Raw genomic sequence first — 18,299 nt, 5'->3', positions numbered from 1 at the left:
CGTCAGGCCGCCCGGCCCGGCACTTCCCCACAGCCACCGGTGAACAACCGCCGGAGCCGGCGGCGCAGGATCAGGTGCGGGGCGCGGCGGGTGAGCCAGGCGCCGGCCAGGCCGATGACGGCGCCGGCGGCGACGTCGCTGGGATAGTGGGCGCCGCTTTGCACGCGTTCGACGGCCACCGCGGCCGCCGGCACCGCGCACAGGACGCCGGCCGACGGCCACGCCGGGGCGACGGCCGCGGTGAAGGCGACCGCGGCGGCGGTGTGCCCGGAGGGGAAGGAGGAGGAATCGGGACGGTCCTCGGCCTCGTCGTGCGGGAACCACTCCTTCGGAGGCCGGGCACGTCCGGCCAACTGCTTGCACACACCGTTGGAGACCAGCTGCGCCACGGCCACAGCGGCCAGGCCCGCGGCGGCGGCCTTGCGGCCACGCCGGCCGCCCAGCCAGGCCATCACCGCCGCCGCGCCGCACCACAGCTTGGTTCCCTCCGCCGCCTCCTCCACCGCTGACAGCGTCCGGTGAAGGCCCGGTGACGCACTGGCAGCGAGCCACTTGGTCAGATCCCGGTCCGTCTCACGAATCCCTGCCAGCACGTTCATACCCTGCGGATATCCCACAGATCACCGGCCATGCCCGGCGTCGTGGCGGGCAGAGCTGCGGTCGGATCCCGTCCGGACGGCACCGGTCCTCCCGGACCGCTCACCGCCTCCGGGTCGCCCCGCGGCGTCCGCCCCCCGCCCGACGCCGGCACCGGGAAACCGGCGCGGACTTCCCAGCCGCACGGCACGCACGGTCCGGCGTGCGGTTCGCCGCCCAGTGCCCATGGGCAGCGCCTACCGCGGGGGGGTCGAGGCGGCGTGTGCGTGGCCTGGCCGGGGTGAACCGCCGACATGGGCGGTGTCGGCTCAGCACCGGTCGGGAACAGATGGGTTCCCACTGTCCTGTGAGGAAGGGGCGTACTGTGCGCCGTGCATTGATCGTCGTCGATGTGCAGAAGGATTTCTGCGAGGGCGGAAGCGTTCCGGTCAAGGGCGGGGCGGGCCGGGCCGGCGCCATCGCCGACCTGGTCAGACGTGCCGCCGGTAGCCGGTACACGCACGTCGTGGCGACCCGCGACCACCACATCGACCCCGGCGACCACTTCTCGGAGCATCCGGACTTCAAGGACTCCTTTCCCGTCCACTGCGTGGTCGGCAGCGACGGGAGCACCTTTCACCCCGACTTCGCGCCCGTCGTCCCCCAGGCCGTCGACGAGGTCTTCTTCAAAGGGGCGCACTCCGCGTCCAAAAGCGGCTTCGAGGGCTCGGCGCAGGACGGCACGCTGCTGGCGTCGTGGCTGCGGGCACGCGAGGTCACCGATGTCGACGTGGTCGGGATCGCCACCGACCACTGCGTGAAGGCCACCGCGCTGGACGGTGTCCGGGCGGGCTTCTCCGTACGCGTCCTGCTCGGCTACACCGCCGGTGTCGCGGCCGACAGCACCGAAGCCGCCGTCACCGAACTGCGCCGTGCGGGCGTCACACTGACCGGCAAGCCGGTCGTACTGGCCTGACCCGGGAAAAGCCCCGGGGCCGCGCAGGCGGTGACGGGCCGCCCGGGGCTCACGGTCAGCTGATCCGGCCTGTGGCGCTCGCCGGCCGGAACGCCTCCGATCCGGCGCCGCATCCGACCAGGGGATCAGACGCGGAGCAGGGGCGGAACACTCGTCAGCAGCAGTTGGGGAACTCCCAAGGCGTCCAGCCCGACCCGAGAGCGGGGCGTGTCCTGCCCACGAAGGCGCCGTTGCTGTTGTGGAGGTAGATGTCCGTCTGGAAATTGTTCTGCGACTGCCGATCCCTCACGCCGATCTCACTCGCGGCGCGGGCGGAATCCTCGAGAGGATCGGGCTTGCCCAGGGAGACCCATCCGGTCCACCGCTTGTCGACGGTCCAGCGCGTCCACACCGCGTAGTCGAGGCCGACCAGGAACTGTTCCTTCCCGCCGCCCGGAAGCGCGTGGTCCGTTACACCGTAATCACAGATGTACTTGCCGCCGCCTCCCGCAGTACAGGTGTCGGCCGCCCGAGCCGGTGCGACGCCTACGCCGAGTCCTGCCATGACGGCGATGCCGACAAGGGCAGTCCTGAATCTCTTCAACTTGAACACCTCGTCCTCTTGACGCGAACCAGGGCCACCCGGCCCAGTCATGACGATCCGTCAGCTTACTGGGCGCGGGCAGCGGTCAGCAGGCGCCTTCGAATGATCTTGGTGGTGGATCACGGTCGAGTGATACGCCGCCATGAACCGCCGGGTGCCGGCCGGGAGTTCGTCCGGCCCTTGCTGCCCGTGCCGTTGCGTGGGCGCAAGCGGCTGGACGACCGCAAACAGTGCTCCGACGAGCTGAAGCAATGGCGCGGCATCACCCCGGTACGACAAGACCACCGAGTCCTGCCGAACAGCCGTGACCCTCGCAGCCCTGCTGATGCAGGCGTGACGTGTGACGACAGAACCTGGAAGGGTGCGGCGGCCCGCAGGAGATTCCGCGGGAGGCGGGGGAATTCGCCGCGGATGGTCCAGCCGCGGCGGCGAGCGCGGCAGGCCGGGACGAGGATGTCGAGGTTGACGGAGGCGTCCGGATCGTCGGCGCGGTCGGCGACCTGGTAGTAGTCGCGGTGGGCCTCGGGGGCGTCGGCCGGGGCCAGGTCGAAGCTCTCCTCGCCCCCTCCACGAACTGCGACAGCAGCACGGCGGGCGGCGTGGCGAAGCCCCGGTCCACGGCCTTCTCCTCCCGCCGCAGTGCCCGCTGCACGGCCTGTTCGGGATCGGTGCCCTTCAGGTGGGCGTGGAGGGCCTCGCGGTACGCACCGAAGGCGGAGCCGTCCGGGCGGGCGAAGGCAGGGGCGGTGAGGACCAGCGGGGCGAGGTCCTCGCGCACACCCGTGACCACGGCGGAGGCGGTGGCCTTCCGCCGGTTGCCGGGGCCGGCTTCCTCACCCCGCTCGGCCGAGCAGCGCAGCGTGCAGCCGTCGGTGGTCACCTCCACCTCGGTGCCCGGCTCCGCCGGCGCGATCCGGAAGAGGGCTGCTCCCGTCTGTGCGGCCGGCCGAAGGCTCGCGAGCCGGCCTCCGTGGCCCCTCCCGCGCTTCGGCGTGCGGGGCGCGCGGCGGCCGGTCTTCCCCGCGAGGCCGTGCGTCCGTGGCTGTGTGACATCTCTTGACGCCGACCGGGCCGGTTCCTACAGTCCCATCCGTCCGGCGCTACTTGTTTTCGCGCAATGTTTCGGAGTGTGCGAGGCATCGTGCGGTCTGCTTTTCCGGCCCCTATCGAGAGGACCGAGCGAGCACCATGAGCCATGCCAGACGACAGGCGTTGATCGTGCGCGACGGCCGGGAGGGCGGCAGCCCCGTCCGGACCACCGATCTCTTCCTGCCTTTCCTCGCCCGACACGGATTCGACGTCCTCGTGGAGGACTGCCTGGAGGTCTACGAGGACGAGAAGCTGCTGGCGGAGACCGATCTGGTGGTGCAGTGCTGGCCCGGGGGCGACATCACGCCCAGGGAGAGCGCCGGGCTGCGGGCGGCCGTCCGGAGCGGTACGGGACTCGCCGGCTGGCACGCGGGGCTCGTCGACGCCTTTCCCGAGGACCTCGACTACCAGCTGCTCGTCGGGGGGAGGTTCCAGCCGGATCCGTCGGAGTCCGGCCGTCACCGGGTGCGGCTGGCCACGGAGCGCGCCGGCCACCCGGTGATCGACGGACTGTCCGACTTCGACACCGACGCCGAACGGTACTGGCTGCTCAACGATCCCCTGGTCGACGTCCTGGCGACCATCACCTTCGACGGCGACGAGAGCCGGCCGGGTGCCTCGGCCGTACCGGCGGTGTGGACCAGGACGTGGGGGCGCGGCCGGGTCTTCGCCTCCGCCCTCGGCGGCCGGCCCGGCGACTTCACCACTCCCGAGGTGCGCGCGCTGGTCGAGCGCGGGCTGCTCTGGGCCAGCCGGTGACGCACCGGTGGGCGGTGGCGGTCATGGTCGGCGGCGTCCGTGCCGCCTTCCCGCACGCCTTGACGGCGTCCCCACACGTCTTGAGGGCGTCCCCGCACGCCTTGAGGGCGTCCGCCGCGGCCCCCTGGCTTCCCTACCGCTTGTTTCGCAAAGTTCGCAGTCGCGTGCCGGTACTTCCAGAACGCGTCCTGCCGGCGAGGGCGCGCTCGCACGGGGCGCCCTGACAGGTCACCAGCCGCATCACACCGGGAAGAGAGCCATGTCGTCATCAGCCACACCGGCCCCCTTGCGGGTCACCGTCTGGAACGAGGGGCGGCACGAGCGGCGGGACCCCGAGGTCGCCGCGCGCTATCCGGAGGGCATGCACGGCGCGGTGGCGGGGGCCGTCACCGAGCACCTGGGCGAGGGGGCCAGGGTGCGGACGGCGACGCTGGACGAGCCGGAGCACGGACTGACCGAGGAGGTGCTGGCCGCGACGGACGTGCTGACCTGGTGGGGGCATCTCGCGCACCGCGAGGTGTCGGACGAGGTGGTGGCCCGGGTGCACCGCCGGGTGCTGGCCGGCATGGGCCTGATCGTGCTGCACTCCGGGCACTGGTCGAAGATCTTCACCCGTCTCATGGGCACGAGCTGCACGCTGCGCTGGCGCAGCGCACGGGACCGCGAGGTGGTCTGGACGGTGGCCCCCTCGCATCCCGTGGCGGCCGGCGTGCCCCACCCGTTCGTCATCGACGAGCAGGAGATGTACGGGGAGCACTTCGACATCCCCGCCCCCGACGAACTGGTCTTCGTCAGCTCCTTCAGCGGCGGGGAGGTGTTCCGCAGCGGCTGCGCCTTCCGGCGCGGGCACGGGAAGATCTTCTTCTTCAGCCCCGGGGACCAGGACTATCCCGTCTACCACCACCCGCACGTGCGCCGTGTCATCGCCAACGCCGTGCGCTGGGCGGCTCCCGAGGCGGACCTGCCGGCGCCCCGGCTGATCCACAGCGAAGCCGGCTGGTTCGAGCCCGGGGGCGGACAGGCGTGAGATCCCCGTCCTTCAGGACGCTGCCGCCCGACGGCGGTCCCCTGCGGGTCCTGGTCGTGGGGGCCGGCAATATGGCCCGTGCCTGGCTCCGGGCGATCCTGGCCTCGCCGGACACGGAACCCGCGGGTGTCGTCGACCTCGTCCCCGCCGCGGCCGAGGCGCTCGTGCGCCGGGCGGGGGTGCCGGGGACGCCCACCGGCCACGACCTGGCCGCGCTGGCGGCGGCCACCCGGCCCGACGCCGTCGTGGACGTGACCGTTCCCGAGGCACACCTGCCCGTGACCCTTCGGGCACTCGCCCTCGGGCTGCCGGTCCTCGGGGAGAAGCCCGTGGCCGCCACCCTGCCCGAGGCGCTGCGGCTGGCCGCCGCGGCCGAGGCGGCGGGCGAACTGTTCATGGTCGGTCAGTCGCGCCGCTACCACCGCCACCTGGCCGCCTTCCGGGACCACGCGCGGCTGCTCGGCCGGCCGGGCATCCTCACCACCGACTTCTTCCGGGCACCACGCTTCGGCGGATTCCGCGAGACCATGGCCCATCCGCTCCTGCTCGACATGGCGATCCACGCCTTCGACACCGCCCGGTGGCTCCTGGACGCGGAGCCGGTGTCGGTCCGCTGCGAGGCGTACAACCCGTCCTGGAGCTGGTACGCGGGCGACGCCGCCGCCACGGCCGTCTTCGAGATGACCGGCGGCATCCGCTACGTCTACAACGGCAGCTGGTGCAGCGGGGGCCTGGAGACCTCCTGGAACGGGGTCTGGCGGCTCAGCGGCGAGCTGGGCTCGGCCTCCTGGGACGGCGAGCACCCGCCCGAGGCCGAGGCGGTGCACGGCGCCGACGGCACACCGCTCGCGCGAGGCGAGGCAGGGCGGGAGGCCCGCGGCCCGGAGGGGGTGGCGGGCGCGCTCGCGGAGTTCGTCCACGCACTGCGCACCGGCGTCACGCCCACCGGGGAGGTGCACGGTAACGTGCTCAGCCTCGCCATGGTGACGGCCGCCGTGGCCTCCGCGCGCACGGACCGCCGGGTGCGCGTCGAGCCGCTGCTCGACGAGGCCCTGACCGAGGCGCTCACGGTCGCCACCGGTCCCGAGGCGGCACGCCTGCGTGCCTGGCCGTCGGCGGGCGAGGCGTTGGCCGTCACACCGAGAGGACTGCACCGTGCTGGATGACGTCAGGCCGGCGGAGAAGGGGCCCGGGACCGCGAGCCGGCTGCCGCGCCCCACCCTCGCCCAGATCGCCGAGACGGCGGGCGTGTCGGTCTCCACCGTCTCGAAGGTCCTGAACGACCGGACGGACGTCTCTCAGGACACCCGCGCCAAGGTGGACTCGGCCCTGCGCGAGCACCGGTACGTACGGCGCGGCATCCCCGCCGCGGGGCCGGCCGTCCGGACCGTCGACCTGGTGATGAGCGGACTCGACGGCTCGTGGCCCGCCAGCGTCGCCAGCGGCATGGAGGCGGCGGCGTACGAGGCCGGCGTGCACGTGGTGGTCTCCGTGGCGCGCACCTCCGCGCCCGCCGGCAGGCGGCCGGGCCGGGACTGGGTGGACCGCATCCTGGAACGCGGCAGCGCCGGCGTGGTCCTGGGCCTGATCGAGCCGACGGCGGACCAGGTGGCGCGGCTGCGGCGGGCGCAGGTGCCGTGCGTCGTCATCGATCCGCTCAGCGACCCGTCGCCCGATGTGATGTCCGTGGGCACCACGAACTGGGCCGGCGCGTACGAGGCGACCGCCCACCTCCTGGAGCGGGGCCACCGCCGCATCGGACTGGTGACGGGCCCGCCCGACCATCTCTACGCCCGGGCCCGCATCGCCGGTTACCGCTCGGCCATGGCCGCCGCCGGCCTCGAGGTGCCACCGGAGCTGCTGCGGCACGGCACCTACGAGCGGTCCGGCGGCGCCGAGCAGGTCCGGGCGCTCATCGCACTGCCCGAACCCCCGACCGCTCTCTTCGTCTGCTCCGACCACATGGCCATCGGCGGGTACGAGGCACTGGCCGGGGCCGGTCTGCGGGTGCCCGACGACATCAGCGTGATCGGTTTCGACGACCTGCCCGAAGCACGCTGGGTCTCCCCCGCCCTGACGACCGTGCGCCAGCCGCTCAAGGAGATGGGCGGCAGCGCCCTGCGCACCCTGCTCCGGCTGATCAACGGCGAGGAACCGGAGAGCCGCCGGGTCGAACTGGCCACCACCCTCGTGGTCCGGGACAGTACGGCCACCTGCAGAAGGACGTGAGGGACCGGCCGGCCGGGGTCCGGGCCAGGTCCGCGGGGAGACCTGGCCCGGACTGTTCCGGGTCGCCGCTATCCGATGACGCGGCCCAGCTCGATCCGGTCGATGTTCGGAGCCCATGCGCTCGCGTTGCCGAAGGTGATGTTGTTGGCTCCCTTCCGCAGATCGACGGGAACGCTCAGGGTCCAGTAGTCGTCCCAGCTCCAGGTGTTCTTGAAGGTGACCTTCTGCGGGGTGCCGGCGCCCACCCTGACGTCCGCGGTGCGGGACATGATGTCCGTGTTGTAGGCGTGGCCGTTGTCGCGGCGGTCGTTGTGGGCGTAGTGGATCGTCAGGAGGTAGCGGCCCGCGCGGGGTGCTGTCACCGTGAACTCGGCGGTGCTGGAAGGGCTGTTGCCGAGCCAGCCGACGGCGGAGCCGGCCGAGGCGTACACCGAGTCGACGAGCCGTGCCCCGCCCGTCAGGGCGGCGGTGGTGGCCTCGTAGCCGAGCGTGCCGGAGGCGGAGCCTGTGCCCGAGACGTCGAGGGAGCGGACGGAGGCGTGCTGCGAGGTCACCGCGACGCGGTTGTTGCCCGCCGCGAGGTAGAGGCGCAGGGGTGCTCCCGGCGGCGCCTGGACCGTCGCTCCGTGCAGGGTGAGCCGCACGGCCGCCGAGGCGCGCGGGACCACGGTGTAGTAGCCCTCGCGCGGGGCGTAGACGTCGAAGACCGCCCTGTCGCCCGGGCGCAGGACCAGGGCGCCCGTGCCGGTCCCGGCCGAGGAGGAGTAGTCGTAGGTCGGCTTGCCGCTGATGTCGGCGAGCGTGGCCTCGTAGGACGCGGAGGGGTCGCCGGTGCGGGCGGTCAGGTCGATGCGGTCGAGGGTGACCTCGGCGTCGCCCTTGGCCAGCGTGAGTACGTGTGTCCCGGCGGAGAGGCGGACGGTGAGGTCCTGCTTGCCGCGGTAGGTCCAGTTCTCGGTGGAGGGGTAGGTGACGGTGACCGGGGCCCCTCCGTCGACCGTCAGCTTCTGCGTGGCCGGCGCGCCGGACTGGTTGCCGTACAGGATCGCCAGGTCGTACGTGCCGTCCTTCGGCACCGTCACCGAGAAGGCGACCTTGCTGCCGGGCCGGTCGAGGGAGCCGACGTCCTTGGTGCCGGAGGCCGCGTAGCCGTTGGCGTTCTCCACGGTGCCCTGCGTGTAGACCCTGCCGTCGGTGACGGCCGCTTCCTCGGCCTCGTACGACGCCGACCAGGGCACGGACGCGGTGGCCGGGGTGCCTGAGCCGCCGGGGGTGAGGACCATCCGGTACGCCGACATCTGGCGCATGCCGCGCAGCGGGACCGTCACCGAACCGTCGTCCGCCACCTTCACCTTGGTGCGCGCGAGGACCCGCGGTGCCGCGTGCCGGCCCTCGTAGCCGGACCAGGCGGCCTCGGCGACGGTCGCGGTGACCGTCGAGCCGAAGACGGAGGGCGGGACGTTGCGGACCACGACGTCGGAGTCGCCGGAGGAGCCGCCGAGCAGGATCTGCGCCTGGCGGCGCGTCGTGTCGTAGGAGGCCAGGCCCTGCAGAGTGTCGACGGTGTTCGCCTGCGGCGGGGTCACCTTGACGGTGTCGCCGCTCAGTCCGGCGTACCAGCGGAAGAACCACCAGCCGCCGTTGGGGATGTTCGAGCGCACCACGTTGCCGTCGAGGTTGCCGGCAGCGTCCCAGTACGCCTGGTTGGCGTACACCTTGTTGCGTTCGAACATCGAGACCCACTGGACGAGTTGTCCGGGCACGGACAGATCGCGCCGGTTGGCGTACTCGGTGATGCTGACCTTCAGGGGTGCGACGCCGGCCGCGCGTTCGAGGGAGCGGTAGTCGTCGTAGTGGCCCTGGAAGTCCCGCAGCGAGCCGGAGTACAGCTCGTGCCAGGTCATGACGTGAGGGAGGACGTTCTCCCGTTTGGCGAAGGCGAGGAAGTCCGTCAGCAGACGGGTGTGGTAGGAGGCCTCGTTGGGGCCGGCGATCCTGGCGTCGGGGTCGATCGCGCGGATCCGCCGGTAGACCGTCTTCCAGTCCTCGAGGAACCGGTCCCGGTTCGCCTCGTACTGTGCCCGGTCCTCGGTGCCGAGGCCGTACCAGATCCAGTCGGGTTCGTTGAACGGGATGTAGACGAAGCGGTCGCTGTTCGGGGCGGCCGACACCTTCTTCACGATGTCGTCGACCTTGGACAGGTAGTCGTCGATGCCGAGGTCCTCGTACGGCCAGTGGGCGTAGATGTCCTGCATCATGATGTTGATCTCGCCGCCGCCGTTGCGGAAGAACGACGGCGAGACGGAGAGGGCGTCGCCGTTGGGGTGCTGGGCGCCGCCCTCCGGCTTCTGGGAGATGCTGGTGATCTTCAGGGGCGCCAGCACGGCGTCACCGGGCACGCCGTCGTCGCTGAGCCCGTACAGCGCGCCGTTGGCTCCGCGCATCACCGGGCCCTCGGAGGCGGCGAGGTCGACGGTGAGGCGCTGCGGCTGCTCGGCAGCGGCGGCGGTGCCCGCCGCGGGGAGGGTTGCTGCCATGGCGGCGACTCCGAGTGCGGTTGCCAGCAGGGTGGTTCTGGTACGGAACGGTGTGCGTCTGGGAGTGCTCACGTGGAGGGACCTCCGGTCATTTGACGGCTCCGCTGGTGATTCCGGACACGATCTTTCGCTGGGCCACCAGGAAGATGGCGACCATGGGCAGGCTCATCACCACGACGTACGCGAAGACGAGATGCCAGTTGTCGAGGTAGAGCTGCGCACTGGCGACCTTGTAGAGGTTGAGCGGGAGGGTCGCCTTTTCTCCGCCGCCGAGGACGAAGAAGGCGTAGAAGACGTCGCTCCAGGCGTAGAGCATCACCATGATCGTCGCCGTGGCGACGACCGGCCTGAGCAGCGGCAGGATGATCCGCAGGAAGATCCGCAGGGGTTTGGCGCCGTCGATGCGCGCGGCCTCCTCCAGCTCCAGCGGGACGGCCCGGATGAAGCCGGTCATGAAGAAGATCGACGTGGACAGGTACATCCCGGTGTAGACGGCGATCATCCCGGGCCGGGTGCCGGCCAGCCCGAGCTGCCGCAGCTCCATCACGATGGTGATGACGGCGGGCGGCAGCAGCAGTCCGCTGATGCACAGCGCGTACGCGGCCGAGACCAGCTTCGACTTCCGGCGGGCGAAGACCCAGGCCGCGCCGGCTCCGAGGATCAGGACGAGGGCGACCGAAGGCACCACGACCAGCAGGGAGTTGAGGAAGCCGTGCAGCATCTCGCCCTGGCTGACGGCCTCCTGGTAGTTGCCGCCGGGCTGCCAGTGCCGCGGCAGGTCCAGGTTCGGCCTGATCGCCTCGGCCTGCGGCTTGGCCGAGGTGACGGCGACCAGCCACAGCGGTACGCCGACGGCGAGGGCGGCGAGCAGCAGGACGAGGGCGGGACGGCCGTAGCGCCAGGCGGGACGCACGGCCGGGGCCGTCTTCACGGTGGTGCTCACAGCAGGTTCTCCCTTCGGCGGAGGCCGACCACCAGGGGGATCGCGATGGCGACCACGATCAGGAAGAGGACGAGGCTCATCGCGGAGGCCTGGGCGTACAGCCCTTGGCCGAAGACGCGGAACATGTAGATGTTGAAGACCTCGGTGGAGGCGGCGGGGCCGCCGCCGGTGGTCGCCTGCACGATGTCGAAGGTGTTCATCGAGCCGATCAGCGCCGTGGTGACGTTGAAGGTGAGCGCGGGCGCCAGCATCGGCCAGCGCACCGACCAGAAGGTCCGCCACGGTCCGGCACCGTCCATCCGGGCCGCCTCGAGCATGTCGCCCGGGATGCCCTTGAGGCCGGCCAGGTAGATCAGCATCGACAGCCCCATCCACTTCCAGCCGTGGATGACGGTGACCAGGACCAGCGTCCAGGTGGTCGATCCGAGCCACGGGACGTCGGTGCCCAGAACGGAGTTGAGGGCGCCGTCCTGGTCCAGCAGGGCCTGGAAGACGTAGCCGGTGGCGAGTGCCGAGATGAGCACGGGCAGGAAGAAGACGGCGCGGAAGAACCGGTTGAACCGGGTGTCCGCCTCCAGCAGCAGTGCCAGTGCCAGCCCGAAGCCGTTCTGGAAGAGAGCCGCCAGGACGGCGTACAGCAGGGTCGTACGGATCGCCCGCAGCAGTGAGCCGTCGTGGGCGACGGTCGTGAAGTTGTCGAGGCCGGTGAAGGTGATGTCGGAGTGGTAGGAGGACCAGTCGGTGAACGGGTAGTAGAAGTTGAGCAGGTTCGGCGCCAGGAAGAAGGCCGCGAAGACGGCGATCGCGGGGAGCGCGAACCACCAGGGGTGGTGGACGGCGGCGCGCGGCAGCCGCCCCACCCTCTTCTCCCGCCCTGTGGCGGGCGCATCGTTTCGCGTGCGTGTGCGTATGGCCGTGTCCGCCATCGGAAGTCCTTGCCCGTCGGGGGTCGGTCTAGAAGCCGGGCGCGCCCTGCGCCTTGGCCACCTGCGCGAACTGGTCCTGGATCGCCTGCGCGACCTGCTGCGGGTCCTTCTTGCCGTAGATCATGTCGGCGAGGTACAGGTGCGTGTCGGGGGCGACGATCGCCTTGGCCTGGAAGACGCCGTCGGCCGTGGGCAGTGCCTTGAGCTGGGCCAGCGAGGTCTGCGGCAGGCCGGGCGGGGTGGGCACGGACGGCTGGACGGACGGGATCTTCATGGCCTTGATGTAGGCGGGGTAGTCGGGGCCGAGCCAGAAGGCGAGGAACTGGCGGGCGGCGTTCTGCCGTTTCTCGTCGCCGGTCCTGAAGGCGACGACGCCGTTGGTCTGGTCGGGCGAGTACATGCCGGTGGCGGAGGAGTGGGAGACCGGGAACCAGCCGATCTTCCGGTCGATCTCGGCGGTGGAGTACTTGGCCTGCAGCTGGCTCTGGAAGGAGGTGACGTTGAGGACCATCGCGGACTCGCCCTTCCACAGGGAGTCGGCCTGGCCGGTGAACGTGCCGGTCCGGTAGTTCTTCTGGGCCAGTCCGGCGTCGAGCAGCTCCTCCTTGTACTTCTTGATCGCACCGACGACGACCGGGTCGGTCCACTTCTCCTTGTTCCGGTTGAGGCCGGCCCACCACTGCTTGTCGAGGTCGGTGAGCTGGACCTGCATCTGCCACTGCATGGGCCACTTGTCACCGCCGGCCTCGTAGAAGGCGGCGGCGTCGGTCCTGTCGACGACCGTGTGGCCGAGTCGCAGCAACTCGTCGTAGGACGTGGGGAAGTCCTTCTCGGTGATGCCGGCCTGCCGGAAGACGTCCTTGTTGTAGTAGACGCCGAGCATGGCCGGGCTGGTGACGATCGCCGCGTACCGCTTGCCGTCGATGACGCCCAGCGACTTCTCCGTGTCGCCCAGCCTGGAGACCCATTCCTCGCCGTCGAGGGTGAGGAGGTTCTGCTTGGGCCGGATGAACGGCAGTGTGGAGATGGACGGCTGCCAGAACATCAGGTCGGGCTTGTCGCCCGAGGCGAGCTTGGTGGGGACGTTCTGCTCGTAGAGGTCGGGTATCGCCTGGGTCTCGACGGTGGCCCCGGTGGCCTTCTCGAAGGCCTCGATGACCTGCTCGGGGGCGTTGAGGGTGTTCTGCGCGGTCCACATGGTCAGCTTCACGCCGTCCAGACGGGCGGTCGGGTCGACCTTGGCCTGCTTGCCGTCGGTGGCGGAACCCGGATCGCCGGCGGAGGGATCGCTGCACGCGGTCGCGGACAGAGCGGCGGCGCACAGGAACGCCAGCGCGCTGAAGACTCTTCTCTTCAAGACATGCCTTTCACGAAGTGGCCGAAGGGGCGATGTCGAGCGATGTCGGAGGAGGGGAGGCCGCCGAGGAGACGTGCGTGGGCGCCGCGGGGGCGGGGCACCGGGGGCGGGGTCACCGCCGTGCGGGCGGGGGCCCCGAGCTTTCCCGTACGACCAGTTCCGGTACGGAGACGGGGCGCGGACCGATCTGCGCCGACTCCTCCAGGACGCCGTGCAGCAGGCCGAAGGCGGATCGCCCGAGGCCGGTGAAGTCCAGGCGCACGGTCGTCAGGGACGGCGTGAGGTAGGCGGAGTGCGGGGCGTCGTCGAATCCGACCACGCTCACGTCGCCGGGGACGGCCCGGCCCGTGTCGTGGAGGGCGCGGATCATCCCGAGCGCGAGGTCGTCGTTGCCGCACAGGACCGCGGTGACGCCGGGGTCCCCGGCGAGCCCCAGGCCCGCGGCGTGGCCGCCCCGCGGCCCCCACGTGCCCTGCACGGGGCGGGGCTGGGGGGCACCCGCGTCCTTGAGCGCCCGCCGCCAGCCGGCGGTTCGGGCGCTGGTGCGCCGGGTGCTGGACGGGATGGCCAGGTAGTGCACGGTCTCGTGGCCGAGGGAAAGCAGGTGACTGGTCGCCTGGTAGGCGGCGTCACGGTCGTCGGTCCACACCCAGGGGCGGTCGCCGCCGGGCGGTCGTGCGGGGGTCTCCACGACTCCGACGAACGGTAGTTGGGCGGGGACGGCGTCGAGGGCCCGCACACCGGCGGGATCGTAGGCGATCACGATGAGTCCGCCGCCGGCGTCCGCCGCCCGCTGGACCTGGGCGGCGATCTCGTCCGCGTCGGACGAATCGAGTACGCCGATCCCCACCGCGTAGGACGCGGCACGGGCGGCCTCCTCGATGCCCTGGAGGATCGACGCGTAGCCGTAGTGCGTGGTGTTGGCGGTGAGCACGGTCACGGTCCGGCTGCGTCCGCTGGCCAGTGCGAGCGCGGTGGAGCTGCGCCGGAAGCCCAGCTCGTCGATGGCCGCGAGGACCCGCTCCCGGGTGGTCTGCCTGACGCTGGGGTGCCCGTTGATCACCCGGGAGACGGTCTGGTACGAGACCCCGGCTGCGGTGGCGACGTCCCGGATGCTCACGGAGCGCCTTGTGTGACCGGTCACATTCATGCCAGGATTGTGACCGGTCACATGTGGCTCGTCAAGAGACCGTAACGATGGATTCACGCACCAGATACCGGCCGCCGACCGCGGCGGCCACCGGGAGGGAACGACAGTGACCGTTACGTCCGACGTCGTGGGCTCGGCACCCGACGACACTCCACCGACGATCACTTGGGGCCACCGCGGGCTGGAAGCCGAGCTCACCGTCGGTCCCGACGGGATCCCGCGGCTGACGCGGTTGGACCGACCCGGGCATCCGGCGCCCGCGCCGGGCCCGGCCGCTCCCCTCCCCCTGGTGGAGCTCACCGCCGTCGGTCACGGCAGCGGCTGGTCCGGCCCGCGCTTCACCGGTACGGCCCTCGGCTCACGGCTGCGTCACCGCGGGCACGGCGTCGAGGAACGCGACGGCTGGACGTACCTGACCCTCGAACTCCACGACGCGGGCACCGGCTTGGGCGCCGTCGTCGAACTGTCCTCCCCCGTGGGGCTGCCGGTGCTGCGCTCCCGCGTCCGGCTGCGCAACGAGGGGCAACGGGAGGTCGTCGTCCAGTCCGTCAGCAGCCTGCTCCTCGGCGGCCTGCCCTCCCCCGGTCTCCTCGACGTCCACCGCGCCCGCAACGACTGGCTGGCGGAGTGCCGTTGGTACGCCGAGCCGCTGCGGGACATCGTCGCCGACATCGGCGCCGACGCGCACCAGCACGACAGCCGGGCCGCCCTTTCCCTGACCGGGCGCGGCAGTTGGCCCACCGACGGGCACCTTCCGATGGGCGCCGTGACGGCACGCGACAGCGGCCACGCCTGGCTGTGGCAGGTCGAGTCGCCGGCGGGCTGGCGCTGGGACCTGGGCGAACACCGCCACGGCACGTATCTGGCGCTCAACGGACCCACGGACGCGGAACACCAGTGGCGGGTGAGGCTGGAACCCGGCGCCGAGTTCACCACCACGCCCGCGGTGCTGGCCCTCGGCCCCGGGCTGGACGACGCCTTCGGCGCCCTGACCTCGTACCGCAGATCCGTACGCCGTCCGCACCCGGACCACGCCGCTCTGCCCGTCGTCTACAACGACTACATGAACACGCTGATGGGCGACCCGACCACGGAGAAGCTGCTGCCGCTGATCGACGCCGCCGCCGAGGCTGGTGCCGAGTACTTCTGCATCGACTCCGGGTGGTACGACGACGACACCGTCGGCTGGTGGGACAGCGTCGGCGAGTGGCTGCCCTCACCGCGCCGCTTCCCCGGAGGCGGGATCCGCGCGGTCCTCGACCGGATCCGGGACCGTGGCATGGTGCCCGGACTGTGGCTGGAGCCGGAGGTGGTGGGGGTGCGCAGCCCGATCGCGGCCGACCTCCCGGCGGAGGCGTTCTTCCGGCGCGACGGGGTCCGTCTGAGCGAGCAGGGCCGTCATCAGCTGGACCTGCGGCATCCCGCCGCCCGGGCCCACCTGGACAAGACGGTGGACCGGATCGTCGGTGACTGGGGTGTGGGCTACCTCAAGCTGGACTACAACATCGTGGTCGATCCGGGCACGTGCGGCCCGGACGACATCGCCCCCGGGGCCGGACTGCTGGGTCACGCGCAGGCGTACCTGGACTGGCTGTCCGAGGTGCTGGACCGGCACCCCGGCCTGGTCATCGAGAACTGCGCCTCCGGCGGGATGCGCATGGACGGCGCCACCCTCTCCGTCACCCAGCTCCAGTCCACCAGCGACCAGCAGGACGCACTGCGCTACCCGCCCATCGCCGCCTCCGCCCCGACCGCCGTCCCGCCCGAGCAGGGCGCCGTCTGGGCCTATCCGCAGCCCGGGTACGAGGACGGCCTCAACGCCTTCACCCTGGGCGGGGCCCTGCTCGGCCGCATGCATCTGTCGGGCCACCTGGACCGGATGACGCCCGGCCAGCTGGCGCTGGTACGGGACGCGGTGACCGCCTACAAGGCGGTCCGCGGAGACCTCGCCGACGCGGTGCCCTTCTGGCCGCTCGGTCTGCCGGGATGGACGGACGCGTGGCTGGCCCTGGGCCTGCGCGTGCCCGGCGGCCACACGTCGTACCTGTCCGTCTGGCGGCGTGGCGGGGAGACCGGCGTGCGCCTCCCGGTCCCGCACCTCGCGGGGGCGGAGGTGAGCGCGGAGATCCTGCATCCGGCGTCGCCCGCCGGCTCCGCGGTCTGGGACGGGGACGGGCTGCGGGTGTCGCTGCCGCACGCGCCGGGCGTGCTGCTGGTCCGCCTGAGCGGGTCCTGACCGGCGCGGACCTGGGCAGGCGGACGGGGTCGTCGGCCTGCCCACGTCCGCGATGCGCCGGTTCCGGCAGACGTGTCAGCGGGCACGGCCGTGGGAGTGGGCCGGTTCGGTGTGCCGGAGCTCGTGGGCCTCGGCGAGGAGCAGATAGCTGCTGGCCGTCCAGGTGTAGGCGCGGTCGCGCAGACCCCTGCCGGTGAGGGCGTCGAAGTTCTCCGCGAACCCCGAGGTCTCGCACAGGGCGCGGAAGCGGGCGCTGATGTCGTCGGCGAGGCGGTGGTGTCCCGCGCGGCGCAGGCCGTCCTCGACGAGGACGGTGGACGGGGCCCAGATCGGCCCGCGCCAGTAGCCGTCGGCGAGGTAGTGCGGTGAGGTGGGCTGTTCGGTGGCCAGGCCGTACTCGGTCAGGTGGGACCGGAGCCGCTCGGCCAGTACGGCGCTGATGTCCTCGGGCAGGTGCTCGCCCAGCACGATGGGCATCAGGTCGAGGAGGCCTGCGCTGCTCCACGTGTCGCCGCTGCCGACCGAGCGGGTGACGAACCGGCCGTCGCTCCACAGCTCGTCGAGCATCGCCGCCTGCACGGCATCGGCCGTCCTGGTCCACCGGCGGGCGTCGTCCAGCAGCTCCAACTCATGCGCCATGCCAGCGAGTTCACGCAGCTGCAGGACGAGGAAGGCGGCCAGGTCGGCGGTGACGACGACGCGTTCGGGGTCGAAGGTGGTGGCGTTGTCCCAGCCGCTGTCGTTGCCGTGCTGATAGTGGGGCAGGGTGGCGCCCGGCGCGCGGCGGGAGGTGAGCCAGAACTCCGTCCAGCGGGCGAGCCGCTCGTACGCCTCGGCCAGTCGCGCTGCCCCGAGGGGGTGCGGGAGCCGTCGGCGCAGGTGGCCGAGGGCCCAGCCGTGGATGGGGGGTTTGACGAAGTTGTGCAGGACCTCGGAGTGGGTGACCGAGTCCGGCAGGGCCCCGCTGTCGTCCTGGTGGTCGAAGGGCAGGGAGAACTGGTCCCAGGCCAGTTCCGGGTGGCCCGGGGCGAGGGCGAGGGCGTTGAAGCAGTGGTCCCAGCTCCACACCTTGTCCATCCAGTGCTTGGACATCAGCACGGCGGGCCGGGTCACGAAGCCCTTCGGGCGGACGGTCGCGGACCACAGGACGTAGGCGGCGAGTTCCGCGGCGGGGGTGGCGGACGAGCGCCACGGCGCCACGGCGTCGGTGAAGGCCGTGAAGGCGTCGTGCGCGGCCCGGACGATCTCCTCGAAGGCCGCCGGGGACCGGTAGGGCCGGCGCGCGGTCTCGTACTCCTCGACCGCGATCTCCCAGCTCCCGTCACCGTCGGCGCCGACGGTGACCTGGCGTTCGGCGCCGCCCAAAGTCTGCCCGCCGGCCGCTTCCGTCACGGCTCCCGACAGGAGGGTGATCCGATAGCGCCGCCCGGTCTCGTAGGAGGTGAAGACGTACGCCTCGGCGTGCGGTTCCCGGTAGAAGTAGGTGCCGCTGAACGGGGTCAGGGTCCGCTCCGCCGCGGAGATGCGCATGCCCAGGCCGCTGCCCCGCAGCCGGAGGGTGTCGGGCGTCTCGTAGGCGAGGTCGACCCGCCCGGTCCGGCCGATCCAGCTGAGCAGGGCGGGTGTCGCCTCGACGCGGGTCTCGGCGCGGTCGGCCGTCCCGGCGTTCAGGGGCGTCAGACGCAGGACGCCGTGCATGCCGGTCTGGTGGGAGACGAGGTGGAGATCCTCGGCGTACGTCTTCTCCGCCACCACGGGCGAGATGTCGAACCAGGATCCGTAGGTGCTGAAGGGGATGTCGTGGAGGGAGAAGGCCGGGCCGGAAGGGGCGACGGTCATGAAGGACGACTCGTTTCTCGAGCAGGGGTGACGGCGGCGGCCGGCGGCGGCCGTCCGGCGCGCGGACGGGAT

At 71.8% G+C, this 18,299-nt stretch carries 15 protein-coding genes and 1 pseudogene; 6 read left to right on the top strand and 10 right to left on the bottom strand.

The genetic code is table 11. The annotated features are described in order from the left end of the window. Positions 1–2 precede the first annotated feature (2 nt). The gene (locus ACIRFH_RS24040; RefSeq protein WP_403524345.1) at positions 3–503 is read right to left on the bottom strand and encodes a phosphatase PAP2 family protein; all 501 of its coding nucleotides are present in this window, start codon (positions 501–503) and stop codon (positions 3–5) included. 458 nt (positions 504–961) lie between these two features. Between ACIRFH_RS24040 and ACIRFH_RS24035 the strand changes: the two genes are divergently transcribed. Beyond that, entirely contained in the window at positions 962–1,552 is a 591-nt protein-coding gene (locus tag ACIRFH_RS24035; protein WP_403524342.1) for an isochorismatase family protein, read from the top strand. Positions 1,553–1,706: 154 nt separating this feature from the next. Here ACIRFH_RS24035 and ACIRFH_RS24030 read toward each other — a convergent pair whose 3' ends face one another. The 3 genes and pseudogenes from ACIRFH_RS24030 to ACIRFH_RS24020 form a co-directional block, all read right to left on the bottom strand. Further along, positions 1,707–2,144 carry a hypothetical protein gene (locus tag ACIRFH_RS24030; RefSeq protein WP_403524339.1) on the bottom strand — a complete coding sequence of 146 codons (438 nt, stop codon included), beginning with the start codon at positions 2,142–2,144 and terminating at the stop codon, positions 1,707–1,709. A gap of 110 nt (positions 2,145–2,254) precedes the next feature. Next, positions 2,255–2,680: an Imm49 family immunity protein gene (locus ACIRFH_RS24025; protein ID WP_403524388.1), complete on the bottom strand. Its 426-nt coding sequence runs from the start codon at positions 2,678–2,680 to the stop codon at positions 2,255–2,257. A gap of 80 nt (positions 2,681–2,760) precedes the next feature. After that, positions 2,761–3,048: pseudogene (locus ACIRFH_RS24020) on the bottom strand (hypothetical protein); the annotation flags it as partial. Positions 3,049–3,323: 275 nt separating this feature from the next. On the opposite strand from ACIRFH_RS24020, the gene ACIRFH_RS24015 reads away from it, so the two are divergent. The 4 genes from ACIRFH_RS24015 to ACIRFH_RS24000 all read left to right on the top strand — a co-directional run bounded on the left by ACIRFH_RS24015 (position 3,324) and on the right by ACIRFH_RS24000 (position 7,239). Then, on the top strand, positions 3,324–3,983 hold the full coding sequence (locus ACIRFH_RS24015; RefSeq protein ID WP_403524336.1) for a ThuA domain-containing protein: 660 nt from the start codon (positions 3,324–3,326) through the stop codon (positions 3,981–3,983). A gap of 259 nt (positions 3,984–4,242) precedes the next feature. After that, positions 4,243–5,010 carry a ThuA domain-containing protein gene (locus ACIRFH_RS24010; protein WP_403524333.1) on the top strand — a complete coding sequence of 256 codons (768 nt, stop codon included), beginning with the start codon at positions 4,243–4,245 and terminating at the stop codon, positions 5,008–5,010. Continuing rightward, positions 5,007–6,176, top strand: a complete 1,170-nt coding sequence (locus ACIRFH_RS24005) for a Gfo/Idh/MocA family protein (RefSeq protein WP_403524331.1) — start codon at positions 5,007–5,009, stop codon at positions 6,174–6,176. The genes ACIRFH_RS24010 and ACIRFH_RS24005 overlap by 4 nt, the downstream gene beginning before the upstream one ends. Positions 6,177–6,216: 40 nt before the next feature. Next, complete coding sequence (locus ACIRFH_RS24000; protein WP_403524385.1) at positions 6,217–7,239, top strand: LacI family DNA-binding transcriptional regulator; 1,023 nt, start codon at positions 6,217–6,219, stop codon at positions 7,237–7,239. Positions 7,240–7,307: 68 nt separating this feature from the next. Here the strand turns inward: ACIRFH_RS24000 and ACIRFH_RS23995 are convergent, their stop codons facing one another. The 5 genes from ACIRFH_RS23995 to ACIRFH_RS23975 all read right to left on the bottom strand — a co-directional run bounded on the left by ACIRFH_RS23995 (position 7,308) and on the right by ACIRFH_RS23975 (position 14,152). Then, positions 7,308–9,776 (bottom strand): CBM35 domain-containing protein, encoded by a 2,469-nt coding sequence (locus ACIRFH_RS23995; RefSeq protein WP_403524328.1) that lies wholly within the window; start codon positions 9,774–9,776, stop codon positions 7,308–7,310. An 88-nt stretch (positions 9,777–9,864) separates the two neighbouring features. Next, positions 9,865–10,719 carry a carbohydrate ABC transporter permease gene (locus tag ACIRFH_RS23990; protein WP_403524325.1) on the bottom strand — a complete coding sequence of 285 codons (855 nt, stop codon included), beginning with the start codon at positions 10,717–10,719 and terminating at the stop codon, positions 9,865–9,867. Next, positions 10,716–11,645 carry a carbohydrate ABC transporter permease gene (locus ACIRFH_RS23985; RefSeq protein WP_403524322.1) on the bottom strand — a complete coding sequence of 310 codons (930 nt, stop codon included), beginning with the start codon at positions 11,643–11,645 and terminating at the stop codon, positions 10,716–10,718. The genes ACIRFH_RS23990 and ACIRFH_RS23985 overlap by 4 nt, the downstream gene beginning before the upstream one ends. 28 nt (positions 11,646–11,673) lie before the next feature. Beyond that, positions 11,674–13,002, bottom strand: coding sequence for an ABC transporter substrate-binding protein (locus ACIRFH_RS23980; protein ID WP_403524319.1), 1,329 nt, complete (start codon positions 13,000–13,002; stop codon positions 11,674–11,676). Between the two features lie 112 nt (positions 13,003–13,114). After that, positions 13,115–14,152 (bottom strand): LacI family DNA-binding transcriptional regulator, encoded by a 1,038-nt coding sequence (locus ACIRFH_RS23975; RefSeq protein WP_403524316.1) that lies wholly within the window; start codon positions 14,150–14,152, stop codon positions 13,115–13,117. 106 nt (positions 14,153–14,258) lie between these two features. Between ACIRFH_RS23975 and ACIRFH_RS23970 the strand changes: the two genes are divergently transcribed. Then, positions 14,259–16,388 (top strand): glycoside hydrolase family 36 protein, encoded by a 2,130-nt coding sequence (locus tag ACIRFH_RS23970; RefSeq protein ID WP_403524313.1) that lies wholly within the window; start codon positions 14,259–14,261, stop codon positions 16,386–16,388. 75 nt (positions 16,389–16,463) lie between these two features. On the opposite strand, the gene ACIRFH_RS23965 is transcribed toward ACIRFH_RS23970, so the two are convergent. Beyond that, positions 16,464–18,227: an amylo-alpha-1,6-glucosidase gene (locus ACIRFH_RS23965; protein ID WP_403524310.1), complete on the bottom strand. Its 1,764-nt coding sequence runs from the start codon at positions 18,225–18,227 to the stop codon at positions 16,464–16,466. Positions 18,228–18,299: the final 72 nt, after the last annotated feature.

Origin of the sequence: Streptomyces sp. NPDC093586 (assembly GCF_044764905.1) — a bacterium.
In the GTDB taxonomy this organism is placed as follows: Bacteria; Actinomycetota; Actinomycetes; order Streptomycetales; family Streptomycetaceae; genus Streptomyces.
The sequence above is the reverse complement of the archived record's forward strand: the minus strand, read 5'-3'. Positions and strand labels throughout refer to the sequence as shown.